The sequence below is a fragment of the Alteromonas sp. Cnat2-8 genome (assembly GCF_022348355.1).
Taxonomy (GTDB): Bacteria; Pseudomonadota; Gammaproteobacteria; order Enterobacterales; family Alteromonadaceae; genus Alteromonas; species Alteromonas macleodii.
In genome coordinates this window covers 132556-152556 of the sequence record NZ_JAKREX010000005.1, presented here as the reverse complement: position 1 = coordinate 152556, position 20001 = coordinate 132556, and the positions used below count along the sequence as shown (strand labels likewise).

Below are 20001 nucleotides of genomic sequence, written 5' to 3'. Positions count from 1 at the left end.
TTCTACGTGAAAGTTATCTACCTGTTCTCCCAAGGTGCAAACTTCAGTCAAAATACTTTTACGATGACGAAGGTATACACAAAAACTAGGATATTAAGCACTACTCCCCAATGGTTTTGCCTAGCATGCGCTTCAATGTGCCATCTTTATCAACGAAATGATGCTTAAGAGCGCCAGCAATGTGTAGCAAGAGTGCGACAATAACGGTATAACCAAGATAGAAGTGTATAGCGCCACCTGCTTTGGAAAGCTCATAATTTATCGGTAGCGTTTTCTCAGGATCTTCAACACTATAATTTGGCGCGAAAACCTCCAGACCAAAAACTGACAGCCCGTGCCCACCCAATACCGACGCCATCAAGCCTGAAATTGGCATTAAGAGCGTGGCGATAATTAACACCCAGTGCACAACTGACGCTAATTTATGCTCTATTGGCTTATAGTTAGCAGCAGCGCTAGGCCAACCATTTTTCATGCGCCATACCACACGTGCTAGTGCGACAAAGAGTACAAGAAAACCAATCGCTTTGTGCCAGGGGTATAGTGCATACACACCGTTTTCCGACATGTAAATCCCAGTGGCAAGCAAGCCAATAATGGTTAATCCAACCAACCAGTGCAAAAATACCGTAGTGGTAGCAAATTTGTTATGACTATCGTACTGCATGCGTTCCTCACTTTTATTTTCATATTAAGAACTACGTTTTCCTTAAAGCGTATCTCAATATTGTATATCTCCTCACACATTGTGAGGGATTAATTCTATTTATAAAGCAATTTTTAGACCGTAAGCAGTGCATAGACACAATGAGGGGTTAATACAGGTTCACTCTCTACCCTGCGATTTGATTGCTCCTTCAAGTGTTTTATTTAAATTTTTTGCCATGAACTAGCCGTTTCTAAAATGCTTATATCAGCGATAGATTATTTATAAAAACCATCTAGCCAGCGGGATAAATAACACTTAGACTGCAAAGACAAAAATAAAAACGACAGGTATTGCGCCAGCACAATAAAGCAGCGGCGTTCGACATCATTCTACGTTCAATTGATAGACACGTTAATTCAAAAGTACATGTGTTAGCGTTGAGCAAAAGGCGTAGGTGGTGAAGTACTTTTCATTTTAGTAACAAGGGTTCTCAATTTAATGTCACAACAAAAAGTAGGTTTAGTGGGCTGGCGCGGTATGGTTGGCTCAGTATTAATGCAGCGCATGCAAGAAGAGCAAGATTTCGCGCACATTGAGCCCACCTTTTTCACTACCTCGCAAAAAGGTAGTGCAGCACCAGATTTTGCTGGAAAGGATGCTGGTGTTCTAGAAGATGCGCACGATATCGAAGCGCTATCTAAACAGGATATCATTATTACCTGTCAGGGCGGCGACTACACAAAAGCCGTGTACAACGATTTAAGAGCCACTGGCTGGAACGGTTATTGGATTGATGCTGCGTCAGCGCTTCGTATGAAAGACGATGCCGTAATTATTCTAGATCCAGTAAACCGTAAAGAAATTGATAGTGGCATTGAAAAAGGCATTCGTACCTACGTAGGTGGAAACTGCACGGTTTCCCTTATGCTTCTGGCACTCGGTGGCCTGTTTGAGAAAGACTTGGTTGAATGGGCTTCGCCAATGACCTATCAAGCCGCTTCAGGTTCAGGTGCACAGCACATGCGTGAGCTAATTAATCAAATGGGTGCAATTCACAGTAATGTGAAAGCTAAAGTTGAAGATCCTGCTACCGCGATTTTAGAAATTGACCAGCAAGTGTCTGAGTTTATTCGAAGCGCAGACTACCCTAGTGAACAGTTCGGTGTTCCGCTTGCGGGTAGCTTAATTCCGTACATCGATTCGCAACTACCTTCAGGTCAAAGCCGCGAAGAGTGGAAAGCCCAAGCGGAAGCCAACAAGATTTTAGGCATTAAAGGCAGTGAAGTGCCGATAGACGGTATTTGTGTACGTGTTGGCGCCATGCGCTGTCATAGCCAGGCTATCACACTTAAGCTAAAGAAAGACTTGCCTCTAGCCGAAATTGAAACAATCTTGGCTAACCACAACGACTGGGTAAAAGTGATTCCTAACGATCGCGACGCGACGATGCAAGAACTTACGCCAGCGAAAGTGACCGGTACACTGTCTATTCCCGTAGGCCGTATTCGCAAGCTTAACATGGGTCCTGAATATATCTCGGCATTTACTGTCGGCGATCAGCTATTGTGGGGTGCCGCAGAGCCGCTTCGCAGAATGCTGCGCATTGTGCTTGAGCAAAAGTAACGTCAAGCTTATAGCTAATTAATCTGAATTTAGAGCGCCTTGCTGTGTCATTACACGCAAGGCGTTTTTTATCAGACTATAAAAGCCAGAATCACTAGACTTCGTTGACACGATAGCGCTATTTTGCCGACTCAGACCAAACAGCAAGCTCATTACCACCTGGCTCGACAAAATGAAAGCGACAGCCCCCCGGGAAGTCAAACAACGGTTTAGTAATTGCTCCACCTGCTTTTTCTACACATTCTTGCGATTCAGAAATGTTATTGGAATACAGCACCAATAAAGGCGCACCACTTTCTGCCTTCATCACACGTTGTGCAGAAAAAATCCCTCCGTCCATGCCAGCATTGCTAAACGCACTGTATTCACTGCCATAATCGGTAAAACACCAGCCAAACGCACTTTCAAAAAACGCTTTTGAGCGGCGAATATCTAGAGATGCAAATTCTACATAGTTGAGTTTGGTGCTTTCTTGCATGTCACTCTCCTCTTTTTAAAAAATGATGAGCTCATACTATCACCAACTTTAGACTTATCGATTAAATTCTAAACGTGCTTAATCGTTTAACATAAGACAAATAGCATTTATTCGGGTCACTTAGTTTGCAGCATTTTATTAGTTTGGCTTTATTGCTTGCCCTAACTTGGAGTATGGGAACGGTTAGTGCTCATGCATCTATCTCAGACAAGGTCAGCGAAATTAAAGTGGACGTTGAAACCTTAGTGCCTATGCCTATAGGGGCAGCAATAAAAAAGCTTGAAGCTTGGTTGTTATCTGACACATTAACGCAAGATGAAAAAAGAAAAGTGGGCGCGCTTTATGTTCAGTACCAACTCTCGATACACCAACGCCCTTCCGAAAAAATCTTAAATTCGCTGATTGCGTTGCAAGACAACTCGAGTGAAGGGCTTACAATCGCTACTGGTGTAGCAAGAATGTATGGTATTTCAGCAGACTACGACAAAGCCTACGAGCACTTTAACCGCGTTGTTGCAACGCCTGATATTCCACCAAGCGTAAAGGCATACGCGCTTATTTACCAGGTATTAACTTACAGCGAGGGGCAGGTTTTTGCGCCTAACGCTGAGCTTATCAACACGGTAAACGATATACTAACCAAACATACGCTTACCAAGCTTCGACCGTTGTACTATGCAATTGTGGCAGACTACTATCAATCAGTCAGCGCTTATGACATTGCGCTGTCTTACTATGAGAAGTCGCTTGATGGCGCCAAAGTTGAAAACCAGCGAATTTTGGTCAGTGACAATCTATACGCCATTGGTATTCTGTATAGAAATCTAGGAAACTATAGCAAGGCCATCGACTACTTTGAGCGCGCCATAGAATTCGATTCACAAATTGATATTAACTATTCTGAGTTTCTTGCCACTTACGGTATCGCTACAACCTATTATCGTTCAGGTAACCTCCAGAAAGCACTGACACTGTCTGATATCGTTCTTGCTCATCCTCTCTCATCTTCTTTTTACAATAGCGAAATTTACCGTTTAAAAGCGGAAGCTCACCTTAGTTTAGGAGAACTGGATAAGGCGACAAACGCGCTCAATAAAGCACGTGTACTCTACGATGAAAACCGCGAAGCCGAGCAAACGACTTGGCGCGCACAGCTGGACAAAACAGAAGCCTACATTACTGCTGCGAAAGGTGATCACGCGCTGGCATTCAAACAATTTGAGGTTTTCCATGAAGCCTATTTGAATGCAAAGAAATATGAAGACTTAGAGCTAATAAAAAGCGCCAACTTAATTGATCAGATAACCCAAGAGAAAGACAGAGCAAATCAACTTGAGAATGAGAATAAAGCATTCGAGGAAGCGCTTTTGTTGAAAACAGAGGCTCAGCGCACCCAATCACTTTTTTCCACGTTGCTCGTCATACTTACCACACTCACCCTAGTAACAATTGTTATCATTCTGATTTTATTGAGTAAATCAAGACAGGCTAATGCGCTTTACTTAACGGCGAAAGAAAAAGCAGAATTAAACAATCGGTTGAAGTCTGAGTTTATTTCTAATATTAGTCACGAGATTCGCACGCCTTTAAATGCCATTATTGGTTTTGGACAATCATTAGCGAGCCGCGCAGCAGACGTGCAAGCAAAGGATCTCACCAAGAAAATCGTCAATGCATCTGAAATGCTGCTTCAACTTATTAACGACCTACTCGACTTTTCGAAGATTGAAGCGGGCAAGCTAACGTTGGCTATCAGGCCTCACGACATCAATGAAAGCCTGTGTACATTAGTCGACATATTTTCAGACCAAGCGGAACGCAAAGGATTAGTGCTCCAGCTTCATATCGACAAAAACCTTAATAACGATTTGATGTTTGACGAACTTAGATTTAAGCAAATATTGGCAAACCTAATAAGCAATGCCATCAAGTTTTCTGATAAAGGAATTATAGAAATTGGATTATCCGTATCAGAGTCGAACGATAGTCATTGTGCCCTGCACTGCTGGGTAAAAGACAACGGGATTGGTATTTCGAAAGAAAACCAAGTAAAGCTGTTTACGCCTTTTACGCAAGCTGAAAGCTCCATAGCGAGAAAGTATGGCGGCACAGGCCTAGGGCTTAACACCAGTAATAATCTGCTTAAGCTAATGGGCTCTTCACTAACGCTCGAAAGCGAATTAGAACGAGGCTCTACTTTTTCTTTTGATGTCACGTTTGCTGTTGCAGCAGATATTGATATTCCGCTATCTGAGACAACTCAGCAACACGTTACGCTAGAAGGCGCTCGTGTCCTCCTTGCAGAAGACAACGACATTAATGTTGAAGTAATAAAAGCGCTTCTTGATGAATTCCATTTAGATTTAACACACGTATCAAACGGACAAAAGGCCATTGATGCATTGAAAGCGTGCACTTATGATTTGGTACTAATGGATATTCAAATGCCTGAAGTTGATGGGCTTAGCGCCACACGGCATATAAGAAATGTACTTAAGTTAAAAACCCCCATCATTGCCCTGACGGCTAACGCCATGCAGCAAGATATCGACAACTGTCACGCGGCAGGAATGGATGCCCATGTGGGCAAGCCCGTAGACAAGGCTCGCCTTGTTAACACACTAGGTGAGTTTCTTGCTCGCCCGGCGTGAGTAGTTAAAAACTGACGTCCCACTGCAGAGAGTAGATGGTCTCGTCCCCTACTTCAGCATCGAACTGATCCAGTGAAACCCTGCTTACCTCTGCGGTTAGTTTGTTTTCGTGGCCATTAAAAAAATAGTTGAATGCTACTGTCTTTTCAAAAAAGCGTTCGTCTTGTTCACTGTCTCGGGGCGAATAGGTCCCGAAGCGTGCAGCCATTTCAAGGGGCTCTGGCCACCAGCTGATTGATTCACTCAAAAAATAACCCGCCTGCACATAATAGCCGCGCAGCGTAGTTTCTCTATCGTTGTCCGCTAAATCCACAATATCTTTTTCATGATATTCCGCTTGAGCATTAAACCCTTTATAAAAATAGGCACCATCAATCACAAACTGCTGAATGTCGTACTGACCTTCGATCTCGCCCGCACTAAAGTTGGCTAAATTACCAGCGCCAGACGATGAAAAACGCGTAAACTGGCTTTTGAACTTCGCACCTGCTATTGCTAGAGCGGCTTTGGGCGTAGCTGTTCGTTTAATGTCACTGTTTTTAAACCCGACAGACTCACCTAAGAAATTCCACTGTAATCGCCCTGTATACATATTCTCGCCATCGTGATTGCTATAATCACCACGGCCTGAGCCATTGAATACTCCTACCCAGTAATTGAAATTGGCCGCGCCTGGGCCATCAAAATTACCGTACAGGGATGCCCCCATTTGCCTATCTAGCGTAAATATTCTGTTGATGATTGAACGATCCATCATTTGCTGGCCGCCACTGCTAACACTGCGCTCTCTGGAATACTCGACTTTCCACTGACCAACCTTAAACCGAAGCGCGTCATACTTTTCAAAGGATAGTGTAGCGGTCAGGGTGCGCTGATCGACAGCATCATATTCCACACCATATTTAATCCAAGGCAAACCAATGTGACCGTCTAATTTGACCCGCGCCCTGTTAACGCCAAATTGATTACCGGCGTTATGCTCAAAGTCAGCACGCTCGGTAGGCTGGCTTATACCGGGATTGGCATAGCGAAACTGAAGTCTACCGCGCACGCGTAGTGAGAAGGTATTGCTGTCGCTTTGAAATGAAAGGCCGTTGCCATTGTATTGAGAGAACGTTGCGCTAGATTCGCGCTCGGCATCAACCTCAGACGCTACAACCGCCGTATGGAAAAGCGACGCCCATAAAGCACTCAACAGAAGACAAGAAGAAAAACGATTTTGAAAAAGCAAAGCACACTAAATATAACGGAAGTTTGCGCGCAGGATATATACTTTAGTATAAGAATCAAGTGCTCTGACATAAAAATGACACAAAACTGTAATATTTAACGTTGAAATACACCGTTAGATAGACCTGTCACTTTAACAGTAAAGCATTTGCTGGTAAGTGAGGACTTCCTTTCTGAGCAACTTCGTGTTGTTTGATCAGGTTAACAATATGCTTATTCACTGGCGTAGCTATGTGATTTTTTACACCGAGCCTGACTATCTCGCCGTTCAAATAATCAATCTCCGTTCGTCGCCCCAGCGCCAAATCTTCATACATTGATGAACGTGCTTCGGGATCTATTTTAAGCGTAGATGAAGCCACCACATTGAATAAAAAATCAGGTAGCTTCATAATTTTTGGCATCAGTTTGGGAATGACCTTACCGGTTCTTGCTGGTGCAATTCCTTCCGCTTTTAGTACTGCTAACGCCTCGGACAACACCTTTGCCATAACTAACCTATATTGCCTATCTCCTAGCTGTGATTTCAGCGGTATACCCGACAGTGCATTGACCGCGTTATTCAAGTTCATAATGAGTTTGCCATACTGTACAGCTTTCATATCGTTATAAACCGTAACGGCCAACGACGCGTTACTAAGCGCTTTTATGACGTCACTACATTGGTTATTGGGATCTTCAAGGGCAATATTACCCTCAGTACCACGGTGAAAATGGCCGTTACCTTTATAAAAAACATTGAAAGGCACCATACCTGCAATTACGCATTGTTTTATGTGCTGGCGAAGCAGGTGTGCATTACCCACTCCGTTTTGAAGACTGACTACGACTGCTGATTGCTTTGCATGCTGATTGATTATCTCAGCAGCCTGCTCGGTATCTTGGCTTTTAACGCAAAGCAAAATGACGTCAGCATCAACTAAACTATCGTTCTCAATTGAAAATGCGATATGCTCAGGCTTTGTTAGCTGCTCACGCCCTTGCCAATCCGTTACTTTAAGACCATTGGCAGTAATATCATCATATAAACGCTGACGGCCAATGAGCGTAAGTGCATTAGCGGCGCTCAATGTGGGGTCAGAGGCTAACAGGCAGCCCGCTACATAACATCCAATACTTCCCGCACCTAACACGGCAATTTTCATTATTGACTCCCAATGAAAGTTTAGCTTTCAATACTTTGTTAGACTGCGATTAAACGATCGAAATGTAAACACAAAAATCACAATAAAATAACAAAAAGTGTTTCAGTATCAGTTATTTCCTATCAGTCCGATTTATTCTTTCAATTTTCCCCGGCGTCGTGATCTCCCTACAATTAGACCAAGTAGTCAATTTATAGTCATGGTCAAATAGAGGGTTATCATGTCGGGTCAACAATCTGCTCCTTGTCTCGCTTATTCAAAAGCACACAATGCTGAAATGTCGAACAATGGCAAAGTTGCCTTGGTTGCGGAAGGTGGTGGACAGCGAGGAATTTTCACGGCAGGCGTACTCGATACATGGTTAGACGCCGGACACGACCCTTTCGATATTCTTATCGGCACATCAGCAGGTTCACAGAACTTAACGAGCTTTGTCGCGCGTCAAAAAGGCTATGCAAAACGTCTTATTCGCGGCTTAACTCGACACAAACGCTTTTTCCAAATGGGAAGAGGTTTAATGGGAAAGCATATTGTCGATTTAGATTGGTATTTTGACAAAACCCAAGAAGCGAACCGTTTACTTGATCTTGATACTGCGAAGGCTAATGTTGCGGACAGAGAAATTTTATTTACCGCCACAAATTCCAGAGACAGACAGGCGTATTTTCTTGATCCAATGAAAAGTACTCACAACTGGGTCGATCTTATCAAGGCTTCGAGCGCCCTCCCCTTACTTTACAAACAGGGCGTACCGCTGCACATTGATGTCGAGACAAAAAAGGCAGCCAATACCGATTTCTTTCTAGACGGTGGTTTGGCTGCACCGTTGCCTGTTACCGAAGCGTACAAGCGCGGCGCGACGAAAATCGTAGTTATTCGCACCGTAGATAGAGGCTTTCAAGTACAGTCGCCTTGGCTACAAAGGTTAAGCGCGGTAATGTGCGCAACGGGCACGTGCCCAAAGACCATCGACTATCTGCTGCAGCACGAACAAGCGTATCAAAAAGAACTGGCATTTATTGAAAACCCGCCAGAAGGCGTAGAGGTTATTCAAATTTTTGCGTCAGATAAGCTTCAAAGTAAATTGTTAGGTAGTACAGACGCACAACTTCGTCATGATTATAAGCTTGGTAAGCAAGCTGGAAGTGCCTTTTTAGAAACCGAAAACAAAGTCATTGCTTACCAGCTAGAGGAAAACAGACAGCCTGTTGCTCCGCTTTTCGATGTAACTGATACACCCAAGGGCATGCATAGTAAAGACAGCGCTAATTATAGTGTGAAATCAGAACATGCTGCATTAAATGGTAAACGTCCAATTAAGTTGCCTTTCCCAGCACGTCGAACAGGCAAAATAGATAAAGTAGACAAAGAGAATAGGATCTCCGCGTAGCCCGTTTACTCATTTGATAAAGGGTGCTTGGCAGCAGGTGCCTTTTCTCTATTTTGCTACTCTTTCAGTAATATTTCTGTGTTATTTCGGTGCTATTTCGGTGCTTTGTTCGCCATGTTTACATCATGACTTAGTAAGCTCCTCTCCCGTTCTTGCCTCTATTGGCGGCAAACGGGTTGACATTGTCTGGCAGAATATTTATAACGCGCTCACCCACATAATCTTTAAATGTAACCATGTCAGAATTATCAACACCCGTAAAACAAACTGAAGCCCATAAACTTATCGAAGGCCTATTGAAGTCGAACGACCCAACTGCTGATCTAGATAAGATTGCTGAAGAATTCAACATTGCGAACTGGGGACAGTCTAACGCTGTTTCTGCTGATTTATACTCAGCAGTTAGAGACTTGCTTGGCAAAGGCGTTGTGACTGGTAATGACCTAGTTTCTGGAAAAGACACCATGGACCCGATTGTACATAAAGTACAAGCGGAGACAGAAAAGCTTATTGCTAACCCAAGTGATGCAGACGCTGATCGCGTTCAAACGTTTGTACTTGGCTTCCTACGCACGTTCGTCAGCCAATTACTTCACCCAGGTACAAAGAAAGCGATTTACGCGAAAAAGCTTCCTGACCTAATCAAGCTTCACCAGCAAATTGCGAAGTAATTAGCAGCGGCGCGACATCACAGATGAAAAGCCATTAGCTTTAGCATACCAGCGTCGCAACAATCGCGTTTAAAAAGAAACCCGCTTCATAGCGGGTTTCTTTTTACGTAAGCGAAAAGTATCCGAGCGTCATCCAGCGCTGATCGGTAGGTACAAAAAAAAAGCCTAAAGCCGGTTCTCAGTATTTGGCTGGAGGATATGGGCAATGGAGCTATTCCATATACATTACTCTCATATGAGTGAAGGTTAAAAATCCCCTAAGAATCCAGCCTCAATTTTTTAAGGCTAATTCTCTGCAAAGCAGCACCAGATTGTTTGTATTTATAGGTCAAATAATTAGCCACTTTCTTTTCATGAGTTGAAAGTACAATTTGGGTATTTGGAAATTCATTTCTTAATAATTGAACAAACGAGGTCATATTAATCTCATCCATCGTTTGAACAGGATCGTCTATTAATAATGTACCCAGCTCTGTCGGGTAAATCTTATTCATAGCTAACATAAAAGATATAACTAGACCTGAAAGTTGACCACTACTCATTGTATTCCATGCATCATGATCATCTTTCACATTTGAAACAAACCTAATATAGCCTGCGTCCTTTGCATTTTCAGCGGTTTGAAGGAAAACGCCATTACCATCAGGTCTAGTCTGTAATATCTTGCTACTAAATACATAGAAAGGAATTGCAATCTGCTTTGCTACTGAACTTTCAAATTTCTTTATTTCACGATTATAGGCATTTACTAATGCGTTTACTTCTTTTGACTTCAGTTTTAATATCCCTTCCAGCTCCTTTTGCTTTTTTATCAAATTATTGTAACGTTCTAACTCTATCGATTTTGACTTAGCTTCAAGATAACTTAAATAATCAATATCATGTTCAATGCTTTGAGAGCTAAGCTTTTCTCCTCTTTCATTTTTAAGAGAATTACTTTCAACATTGACACTAAAAAACGAAAGCGAATCTTCAAGCTCTGAGAAAGTAAGGGCAGTATCTACTGGTTTCGATAAGTCTTTGATTAATTTTTTTAGTTCAATTACATGCACACTTTGTGTTGGATACTCTTCAAGTAAGCTACCCATTATACATGCCGAAAAGTCTACTTCGTTCTGTTCAAGCCACTGTTTCACTCTAATAATTTGAGACCATCTATCTTCTGATAAGTCTCTTTCTCGCAAGCCTTCCTGAACATCCAAATATTTTTTGTATTTTTTGACAAAGTAATTGGACTTTCTAATTAACGGTTGAACAAAGTTATTAGCTAAATCGTTCTCTAGTTCAATTAGTCGTTTTGATGCAGAGCTTTGAATTTTTTCAATCTTTTTCGCCTCTGCGTCAAAATCTTGCCAGAGAGCTGTTTCTGAACCCTTTGGCTCGCCACAAAGAGGGCAGTCTACACCATCGCTAGTGTCTATAATGGATAAATGCTCTTCAAAGTGGCTCCTTAAGCTATTACGGCTCGATATAATAGCCTTCATGATCTTATCGTAAGAGCTGACTTCATTAACTGCAGTTTTATAATCTAAAATTTTGGATTTATGAAATTCACTTTCTCTGCTAAATTGGAATTCAAGCAATTGTAAAAAGTTAAGATTCAGAATTGGAGATTTCTCATACTCCGATATAATCTTTTCGTACTCTGTTATTTTTTTGGATATTCTATTAATCCATTTTAAATGTTTGCCTATTTTCTGTACTTCATAGAAATTTTTAGCATTACCTACACGTACTAAATCACTAAGCGTTTGTTCACGCTGATTCAGTACAACTTCGACTTGGCTGTTCAGTCTCAATTGCCCATAACTTTCCGTATTATCGGAAAGCCATTTCAGTGATTTCAGATGACTGCCTATTAATTCAAAATTAATATTCGATTCAATCGAATTTTCAGTTGCTTCGAGCTTAATAATAGTGCCAGATGAATTAGCCGATTCTACATCTTTAAATCTGTCAAAAAATTCCGAGTAACGTTGCTCAACTTTATCTATCTCAATCTGAGTCTGAGCTATGGATTCTTCAACGCTTGCCAATCTGGAACTTAAGGATTTTTGAATAGATTTTAAATTATCTCTTTCATGAATCTCCTTTGTTGTTCCAAATAAATGACTAATTTGCTTATGACGGTCAATCTCTGTTCTTTTTAAAAAATGACAAGTCTCTTCTTGTTGAACGTAATTAAATAATGAAAAAGTTGAATTCAGTCGCTTGTTACCCAAGATAGATTCTAAATCACCATCAATAAAATCATATTTACCACGTTCATAAGTCTCTGGCCATTTCGAAAGTAGTCGCTTTGATACATTAAAAGCAGCTATTTTGTTTTCGTCTTTAGTTAAATCAGTCGGAATTATGAGAAAAATTACAGCTTTCGTGTCTCCATTTTCAGTCAGTTCTAATAAGATCTCTGTATCAACTTTGACGTCATTCTTAAGAAAGTGAGAGCTTTTTTGTTTATTATCAGTGTTATAAACTCTACTTATCTTGCTAGTTATACATAACTCAATAGCATCAAAGATAGTCGTTTTACCAAAGCCATTAGGACCGTCAAAGATCGCAACATCGTTCCCTCTAAAATCGAACTCACAAGGCTCACGAAATGATTTAAAATTTTTAACACGAAGTCGCCCTAGTCTAATCATTTTCAGCTCCTATGCCATTCACCCAATCTTCAATAGAGCCTTTTTTTATCAGGTCTTCATAGAAAGCCAAATCATCTACTTCCTTGTCACTAAGAGATCTTAAAATCTCATCTTTAAGGACAAGCCTATCTTCACTTTTTATTTTCAGAGTCAAAAACGGCAACTTTTCATATAAAAGTGCAACCAAAGCATATTTACTGTCGGAATTTCCAGATATAAAAGAGTTGTATTTTTCGATGTCTGTAACAATTTTCTCACATTCCTCTAAGACACCTTCGTTTTTAGCTAATAACTCGCCTATATTTGATTCATCTAAACGCGAGTAGCTTAGAACTTGCTTTTTGTAGTAATACGAGTCTTCTTCAATAGAAGAAATAGTTTTATTGAGTTCGATCTCACAAGTATTGGGAGGTACTTGCGAGCAAATAATCAGAGTCGAGTTTTTATCTATCGACCTGCTGATAGCGCTAAACTCCGGCTCTTCCGATTTTTGAATTTTTAGCTTTAGTCTTGTAAATATCTCTATTTGAATATCTTCACATACAACGTTTAGAAAAGAATGTTTAATAAAAGCAAAGATCATATAGTCAACACGATCTTTAGTTCCAACTATAATATCTATCGGCTGCTCTTCGAAAAAGGCAAAACCTTCAAAGCTTTGAAACTCTAGGTCAAACTCATTTAATAGCCCTGTGATCAGAGTCTTAACTTTATTCTTCATTTAATATCCGTATTGCATCTTCATTTTTTTCAAATTTTACTGTAGATAATCTAGAAATTTGATTTTCTGCATTGTCAGTAAGTTCTTCATCAATATTTTCAACAATGTTGTTTAAGTGAACTTCAATCTCAGAAACGTTGTGGTTCGGATTAGTTTTTATAGCTAGGTGGGTAACACCAATGTATTCAGTTATTAAATCGTTATTTTCTATATTAAGCCTGCATTGCTCTATAGACTTTTCCCAGTCATATTCATCAACCCCTTCTGAAATATCTATACATGACGGGTGATAGGTGTTTGCAGTGTTGGTAGTGAATAATAGAGACTTAGGAGTGTTTAAAATTTGTTGAATAAACTTTAAGAAAACGTTTTTTATCTTAGTCTTATCATTAAGACTGTTGTAAAAAACTGCATCAGACGCACCAGCTTTTAGCTGATTTGGAAATAGCTTTTGAAGCAGTGAAACGAAGTTGTTTTCATATTCGCACAAAACATCAGCTCTGAACTGTTGTAGTCTCTCCAAATATTCCTCATTTTGTCGCCTATAGTAATTATCATTTATTCGTTCAATTACGTCGTTACAATGTTCATTAAAAGCTGCTTCAAAATTTAACTTTGAAAAAAGCTCCCAGAAATCTTTATTTGTAGACCGAAGCTTTAAATCAAAAATGTCGTAAAAGTCTTTAAAGGCAATACTATCTCTTTGTTCAAGCAGTCCATTCTCAACTATTTCTGAATTTCTAATTTTTTTATGCCTCGCCACGATATGAGTGTCAATCAGTCTATATAGTTTGGCTGTATATAATTTAACATCTTCATTTTGGTATTCTTCGTCTTCTTGCATGACGCGGAGTATTTGAGATGCTAAATCTTCTATTTTTTTTTCAACATCGATATCAGAGAGAGCCAGTTCAAAATTCATCTGATCATCAAAAGCTAAATAAATATCTAAGAAAGATAAACTACGATAGCCCCGAACTTTTTCACGGTGTGTATGAGGAATTCCTTCATATAAATCTAAGTCTTTTTGGGGGGGCGATACAGGTTCAGCTGTATGAAAATAAACTTTCGAAGCATCAAAAGTGTTCTCACTAAATTGCTCAAAATCATTTAGTAATTTAATTAGTACTGTTCTTTCAATGTCAGGTAAAACTGTAGTGACATTTTTCCAGCCATCCTTGAGTTGATTTTGTTCATTTAGATAATCAGCGTCTTGCATTGACTGAAAGCACTCTTGAATTTTTTGCAGTAACTGATCTCTATCTTGAATATCAAACGTTTTATATTTAATAAAATCTGTAGCAGAGAGGATCTTTCGCTTTCTATTTAAAATAGTGACTACTGCACTAATATGACTGTGAAAACCTCTCCCAGCTTTATGTTTCACTTGGTGAAGGGACTCGTAGCTTCCATTATTTTTAATAGAAAAATCTTCAATCCACTCATACTCTATTGAATAGTTTTTTAAAAATTTTTGTAGCTCTTCATCAGTTTGATGCATCTGAAGTTGCTGGAGAATTTTTGAAAGAACTACGTATATGCCTACCTTCCCTTGGTAAACATAACCATTCCAAGATGGAGAAGCATCATGTAGCGCACTCTTTATATCTTCAGCCATTAATTACGTCTCTTAAACAGACTTAGTATTCGACTAAACCTTAGGATTTGAAAATATGCTATTAACTGAGTAGTCCTTTTAGATGCGGTATTTTCTCTATGGCTTTTACTAGTGCATTCCAAATCCATTGTCCTTTATGGTAATGTTTTTTCAATAGTTAAATCATACAACCCTATGATATGTTAGAACAATATACAACTTCTTGCCCGAAGATTTCGGTCATTATCGTTACAAATAAGTCTTGCAAAGACTTCCAGCCAAAGTTTGCAGTTGAAAGTTTATTTGATTATTCAATTGAGCCAACATAGCTTAGCTGCATTAATCCATTAAATTTAAATGCTATTATTTCAGTACCTTATAAAAATGTAAGGATTACTTCCACGTTTTTATTATGTTTTAAATGAAGAACTTTTTATGATTATCACTTGGTATAGTTTTGATACAGTAGTTATGTATAGAGCGTTGAGTGATTGGTTCATAGTTATCATTTGAGATGGGGACAAAGCAAAGAGTAAAGTTTTGCATGAGACAATCTTTAATTACCAAACACTCCGTTTTGGCCAAGGAGATTAAGTTACTACATCTCAAATAGTAAAACAGGATGTGTCTGAGAAACTAATTACTCTTGCTATCAGCTAGTTGGGCAAGGCAAAGAGGCAACAATCAGCCTAGTGTCATTTTTCTGCTAAGAAATGAATATACTTTCAATAGAGCGAATCAGAGCGAAAACTCAACGTCTACTAAAGAAATTTTAAAAAAACAAATAGAAACTTTTGTCCAAGGAGCCCAAAATATATTGACGAATAAAAGTAATGTAAGCGCTAAATAGTTATTGCTACTATTGATTAGTAACCTATTAATTTAAAAAAGAAAAAGTTTAATTTAGCGGAAATTGTAGATGTCAGAGAAGTATGTCAATTAAGTGGGATCCAGTAATATTTGGCGGGAATAAGTGGGAAGCCTTGTACTGTAAGGGTTTGGGCCAATTTTAAAGCGCCAAAATAAATTAGCACTTCGACAGAGTAGTTTGGCGAAAGTTAGAGAATGTCTGAAAACTAAGGTGCAGTTTGGCAACTAACAATTTGGAACTGCTACCAGCATAGACTAATTACGTTAAGACTAGTTTAAATAAGGCCTCACGAGATGGTTAGTCAATGTAATGTGAGGCAATTAGAAACAATCTATATCGCACTTTCTAAATTGTAAGTGCGATCCTCAAATAGCGCGTTTTTATGTTTAAGTGCGATCCAAAAAAGCGTTTAAAAGACATTCAAAAGGTATTAGAAGCTTCAGTGACTCTACCAACAATATTGAGTAGCTCTCTGTAATCTTCGTTAAATGCCAACGGAATGAACTCATCGTTCTCTGCTTGCAGAATGAGGTCCCCTAAGAGGGTTTTATGGACCTTTCGACACGTGAAATTATCTTCAATTTTAAAGCAATAGATGTGACCAGGGTGTAAGGCTTTATCGCTTTCATCTATTCGGCAACGAGCGCCCTTTTGAATATGGGGCTCCATGGCATTATCTTCGATGACAATGAATTGTTTTTCTTTATAGTTTGCAGTTCCTTGCACTAATGAGATTGCATTTTCAATTTCTTCTAAATCAGCAACACCCTCTAGAACAACCCTGGTTCGCGCCTCGACGAGCTCTCTAAAGCTAAATTCCGTTTCTTTGTGAAGTAAATAGAGGTAATCGACATCAGGGAGTCGATCTTTCTCATAAGACTTGAGTGTATTTTCATGCCATTGGTCATGACGCCTTGCGAACTCCTTCCTGCTCATTTTTTCTTCACGAATACTTTTTATCAAAGAGCAAAATTCATTCACGTTCATAAAAAACCCAACTTTTTATTTTTAGTTTTCAAAGGCATAAAGAAATTAAGACACATTTGTGTCTGAACATGCTTTACATGAGACATTTTTGTGTCCTATGATTCAAAAAAAGCAACACTAAATGGATCTAAAAATGTACCAAAAAGATTGGCACCCAGCAGATATCGTCGCTGCAATTCGTAAGAAAGAGCTCACTTTAAAAGATCTCTCTATTCAAAATGGTTTAGCAGCCAGGGCATGTGATACCGCAATGCACAGACCTTACGCAAAACCAGAGGCCGTTATTGCAAAAGCTCTAGGGCTGCACCCCAAAGAGATTTGGCCTTCTCGTTATCACGCTAATGGCACACGTCGCAGATTTCTACATAGCAAGATTGTAGCAAAGGAAGCGGTAAAAGAAACTCGCGGCGTAAAAAGCGCATAAGACACAATTGTGTCTCGCAATAACTAGAGAACCTCTTATGAAACTATTTACTGCCAAGGAAATCGCTGAAGCTCTCAATATTGCTAAGCGCAATGTTAGCTTGCGAGCTAAAAATGAGGGCTGGCCATTCCAACTACTCGCTGGTTTGGGTGGCAGAGTTCCCCACTATCTTTTCGAAGGCCTTCCTGAGGAAGTGGCTAATGCAGTTGAGAAGAAATTTCACCCCAGCTCTCTTGCGTCAAAGGCCAAAAACAAGAAGACAGTTGAAAGCACCATTAGTGAAGTAGAAAAAAGCATTACCCTAGATGCGAGAAAGAGTGGCTTATTAGATGCTTCATACCAGGATGAGAATGCCAAGCGCGCTAGCACCTCTCTATTCATATTAAAGCTGGCTCAAAGTTTTGCTGCTGAAATGAGCAGTAAAGTCTCAGCTTGGAACACTTTTATTGGTCTATATAACAACCGAGAACTTGAGATAAATGAAGCTCATTATCGCATTAAGCCAAGCCTAAGTTACCGCACACTTCTTCGTTGGGAAAAAAGCTACGAAAAGCACGGTTTCCAAGGGTTAGTTACAGGTTACGGTAAAACCAAGGGCAAGAGCATCATTGAAACCACGCCGGAAATGAAGCGATATTCCGTTGCTTTAATCCATCAGTTTCCACACATAAAGGGCCAGCGCTTATCTGAACTTCTTAAGATGGAGTTTGAGGGAAAATACTCAACGCCTTCACCATCGACTTGTAGAGATTGGCTACGTAAATGGAAAGATGAAAACAAAACCACTTTCCTATCTCTTATGGATGCCAGTGGCTGGCAGAACAAACACATGGCAGCTTTTGGCAGCCGCAGTGCAGGTGTTGAACGCATCAACCAACTTTGGGAATTTGATAGCACACCAGCCGACGTAATGCTTACCGATGGTAGATATTCAATTATTGGTGTAATTGATGTGTTTACACGACGTGTAAAAGTCGTTTTAAAACCTACATCGAATGCCGAAGGTATTGCACTTTTAATCCGCAATACGATCCTTGATTGGGGTATTCCAGAAGTCGCTCGAACAGATAATGGAGCTGACTATTGCTCTGCGCATATCTTCGCGATATGGGATGCACTTGGTATACACAACCAAATTACCAATCCTTACAGCGGCTGGGAAAAACCCTTCATAGAACGTTTCTTCAGAACGTTTAGCCATGGTATTGCCGAGATGCTATCGGGCTACATCGGTCATAACGTTAGTGATCGTGAAAAGATAAATGCTCGCCTTACTTTTGCTCAGCGCTTAATAGAGCGACGAGAAAAAGGCGCAGATAGAGTAGCGCTTGATGTATCTATCTCATCAACTGACTTCGAAAAATTCATTAATTCTTGGCTTGATTACCACTACGACCATACCGAGCACAGCGAACTCAAATGCACCCCATTTGAACAGTTCACTCAACATCAACAAACCATAAAACGCTTGGATAACGAGCGGCTATTGGACGTTTTACTTGCACCGGTACCCAGCCAAAAAGGATTTAGAACCGTTGGTAAAGAAGGTATCAGCGTTGAGGGCGTAGAGTACATTCATGCAGAACTAGGAGCCTATATTGGTGAACGAGTTCACTGTCGTTTCAATCCTGATGATATTGGAAAAATATTCGTATTCGATCCCGTCAAGCGCGAATTCATCTGCGAGGCGTTTAACCCAGAACTAGTCGATAACGAAATAACAATGACGCATGCTCAAGAAGCTAAGCGGATTCAAAGAGCGAGGCTTCGCAACGAGCGAGAAGCTATAAAACAAGCATCGAAAGAATACGATGTCAGTGATGTAGCGCAAAAGTTTATTGCGTACCGTGAAGCTCAAACAGGAGGCGTATCCGCGTTTCCTAAACCTTCTAAGCAGGTTAACACATCAACTATTACGTCCATCACTACTGCGACAACTGAAACGCAGGGCTATTCAGAAGAACAAAAAAGTGAATTTGAGAAACGTAGAAAAGAGCTTGAGGCCGTTGAAGCGATACGTACTTCCGCGGAGCCCACATTCTCAAGTGATCATCAAAAAGCACGTTATTTCACCGAAAGAAAAACTAAGGGCTTGTTGAGCCCTAGCGAAAAAGCATGGCTTCACCAATATCGTCGTGAGAACCGACGGGCGGCAGCCATGCTCGATAATTTGTATCAAGACAATACAGCTAACAAAGGAAAGTAGAAATGAAAGCGACTACCGCAAAAACAAAAAACGTTATGGCAGCATTCGACGCCTATCAAACTATATACCAAGCCTCATTAGAGGGCTCACCCGCTATATGTCTCTTTTCAGGTAAGTCAGGACTTGGCAAAACGACAGCGGGGGCGTTCCTGTTCGTTCAAGCTGACGGTGTTTTAGTCCGCTGCTACAGAGCAGACACATTGCCAGCTTGGTTATGGCGACTCGCACGTGAACTAGGGCTAGATAAGCGTAAAAGTAAAGTTGACATGCTTAATTTTATTGTTCGAGAACTCTCATTGAGTGGAAAACCACTGTTCATTGATGAGTCTGACTACATCGCTGACAACATCGAGATTCTTGAAACAATACGTGACATTTACGACATGTCTGGCGTACCAGTCATCATGATTGGTTATGACTTGCTTCCCGTAAAAATCAAGCGACTTGAGCAGTTACACAATCGCATCAGCCAGCACGTAAAGTTTCAAAGAGCCGATGAGGAAGACATTTCTATCATGGCGAGTGAGCTGGTAGAGCACACCGTCATTTCGCCTGACCTACTGCAAGAGTTATTAGATGTCTCAAAAGGTAACTTTCGACGCATCACTACTGGTCTTGCAAGTATTGAGAGGTTCACAAAGTCGAACAACCTAAAAACAATAAACGCTGATCAATGGGCCCAGCGTCAATTTTTCCCTGTCGCGGAACTGTAG

The 20001-nt window shown here is 40.4% G+C and carries 15 protein-coding genes; 7 read left to right on the top strand and 8 right to left on the bottom strand.

The features are described 5' to 3' along the window. Positions 1-100: 100 nt before the first annotated feature. Complete coding sequence (locus MHN00_RS14205) at positions 101-667, bottom strand: cytochrome b (protein WP_014948879.1); 567 nt, start codon at positions 665-667, stop codon at positions 101-103. 480 nt (positions 668-1147) lie between these two features. Between MHN00_RS14205 and asd the strand changes: the two genes are divergently transcribed. Beyond that, entirely contained in the window at positions 1148-2272 is a 1125-nt protein-coding gene (asd, locus tag MHN00_RS14200; protein ID WP_014948878.1) for an aspartate-semialdehyde dehydrogenase, read from the top strand. A gap of 118 nt (positions 2273-2390) precedes the next feature. Here asd and MHN00_RS14195 read toward each other — a convergent pair whose 3' ends face one another. Further along, on the bottom strand, positions 2391-2750 hold the full coding sequence (locus MHN00_RS14195; protein ID WP_014948877.1) for a VOC family protein: 360 nt from the start codon (positions 2748-2750) through the stop codon (positions 2391-2393). A gap of 125 nt (positions 2751-2875) precedes the next feature. Here MHN00_RS14195 and MHN00_RS14190 point away from each other — a divergent pair, with 125 nt between their 5' ends. After that, positions 2876-5401, top strand: a complete 2526-nt coding sequence (locus MHN00_RS14190; RefSeq protein WP_231513054.1) for an ATP-binding protein — start codon at positions 2876-2878, stop codon at positions 5399-5401. 4 nt (positions 5402-5405) lie between these two features. Here MHN00_RS14190 and MHN00_RS14185 read toward each other — a convergent pair whose 3' ends face one another. After that, positions 5406-6596, bottom strand: a complete 1191-nt coding sequence (locus MHN00_RS14185; RefSeq protein ID WP_231506442.1) for a porin — start codon at positions 6594-6596, stop codon at positions 5406-5408. A 163-nt stretch (positions 6597-6759) separates the two neighbouring features. Beyond that, positions 6760-7776: a 2-dehydropantoate 2-reductase gene (locus MHN00_RS14180; RefSeq protein ID WP_239301545.1), complete on the bottom strand. Its 1017-nt coding sequence runs from the start codon at positions 7774-7776 to the stop codon at positions 6760-6762. Positions 7777-7996: 220 nt separating this feature from the next. Between MHN00_RS14180 and MHN00_RS14175 the strand changes: the two genes are divergently transcribed. Both MHN00_RS14175 and MHN00_RS14170 read left to right on the top strand, forming a co-directional pair. Then, positions 7997-9166, top strand: a complete 1170-nt coding sequence (locus MHN00_RS14175) for a patatin family protein (RefSeq protein WP_061485262.1) — start codon at positions 7997-7999, stop codon at positions 9164-9166. 236 nt (positions 9167-9402) lie between these two features. Beyond that, positions 9403-9837: a hypothetical protein gene (locus tag MHN00_RS14170; RefSeq protein ID WP_039227301.1), complete on the top strand. Its 435-nt coding sequence runs from the start codon at positions 9403-9405 to the stop codon at positions 9835-9837. A 257-nt stretch (positions 9838-10094) separates the two neighbouring features. Here MHN00_RS14170 and MHN00_RS14165 read toward each other — a convergent pair whose 3' ends face one another. The 4 genes from MHN00_RS14165 to MHN00_RS14150 form a co-directional block, all read right to left on the bottom strand. Further along, positions 10095-12482, bottom strand: a complete 2388-nt coding sequence (locus MHN00_RS14165) for an AAA family ATPase (RefSeq protein ID WP_239301544.1) — start codon at positions 12480-12482, stop codon at positions 10095-10097. Beyond that, on the bottom strand, positions 12475-13203 hold the full coding sequence (locus MHN00_RS14160; protein ID WP_239301542.1) for an ABC-three component system middle component 1: 729 nt from the start codon (positions 13201-13203) through the stop codon (positions 12475-12477). The genes MHN00_RS14165 and MHN00_RS14160 overlap by 8 nt, the downstream gene beginning before the upstream one ends. Continuing rightward, positions 13193-14821, bottom strand: a complete 1629-nt coding sequence (locus tag MHN00_RS14155; RefSeq protein WP_239301540.1) for an ABC-three component system protein — start codon at positions 14819-14821, stop codon at positions 13193-13195. Before MHN00_RS14155 ends, MHN00_RS14160 begins: the two co-directional genes overlap by 11 nt. A gap of 1270 nt (positions 14822-16091) precedes the next feature. Next, positions 16092-16607 carry a S24/S26 family peptidase gene (locus MHN00_RS14150; protein WP_239301539.1) on the bottom strand — a complete coding sequence of 172 codons (516 nt, stop codon included), beginning with the start codon at positions 16605-16607 and terminating at the stop codon, positions 16092-16094. A 184-nt stretch (positions 16608-16791) separates the two neighbouring features. Between MHN00_RS14150 and MHN00_RS14145 the strand changes: the two genes are divergently transcribed. Genes MHN00_RS14145 through MHN00_RS14135 form a run of 3 tightly spaced genes read left to right on the top strand, consistent with a single transcriptional unit; the run spans position 16792 to position 20001 of the window. Beyond that, complete coding sequence (locus tag MHN00_RS14145; RefSeq protein WP_239301538.1) at positions 16792-17082, top strand: helix-turn-helix transcriptional regulator; 291 nt, start codon at positions 16792-16794, stop codon at positions 17080-17082. A gap of 37 nt (positions 17083-17119) precedes the next feature. Continuing rightward, positions 17120-19288, top strand: coding sequence for a Mu transposase C-terminal domain-containing protein (locus tag MHN00_RS14140; protein WP_239301537.1), 2169 nt, complete (start codon positions 17120-17122; stop codon positions 19286-19288). A gap of 2 nt (positions 19289-19290) precedes the next feature. Continuing rightward, the gene (locus MHN00_RS14135) at positions 19291-20001 is read left to right on the top strand and encodes an ATP-binding protein (protein ID WP_239301536.1); all 711 of its coding nucleotides are present in this window, start codon (positions 19291-19293) and stop codon (positions 19999-20001) included.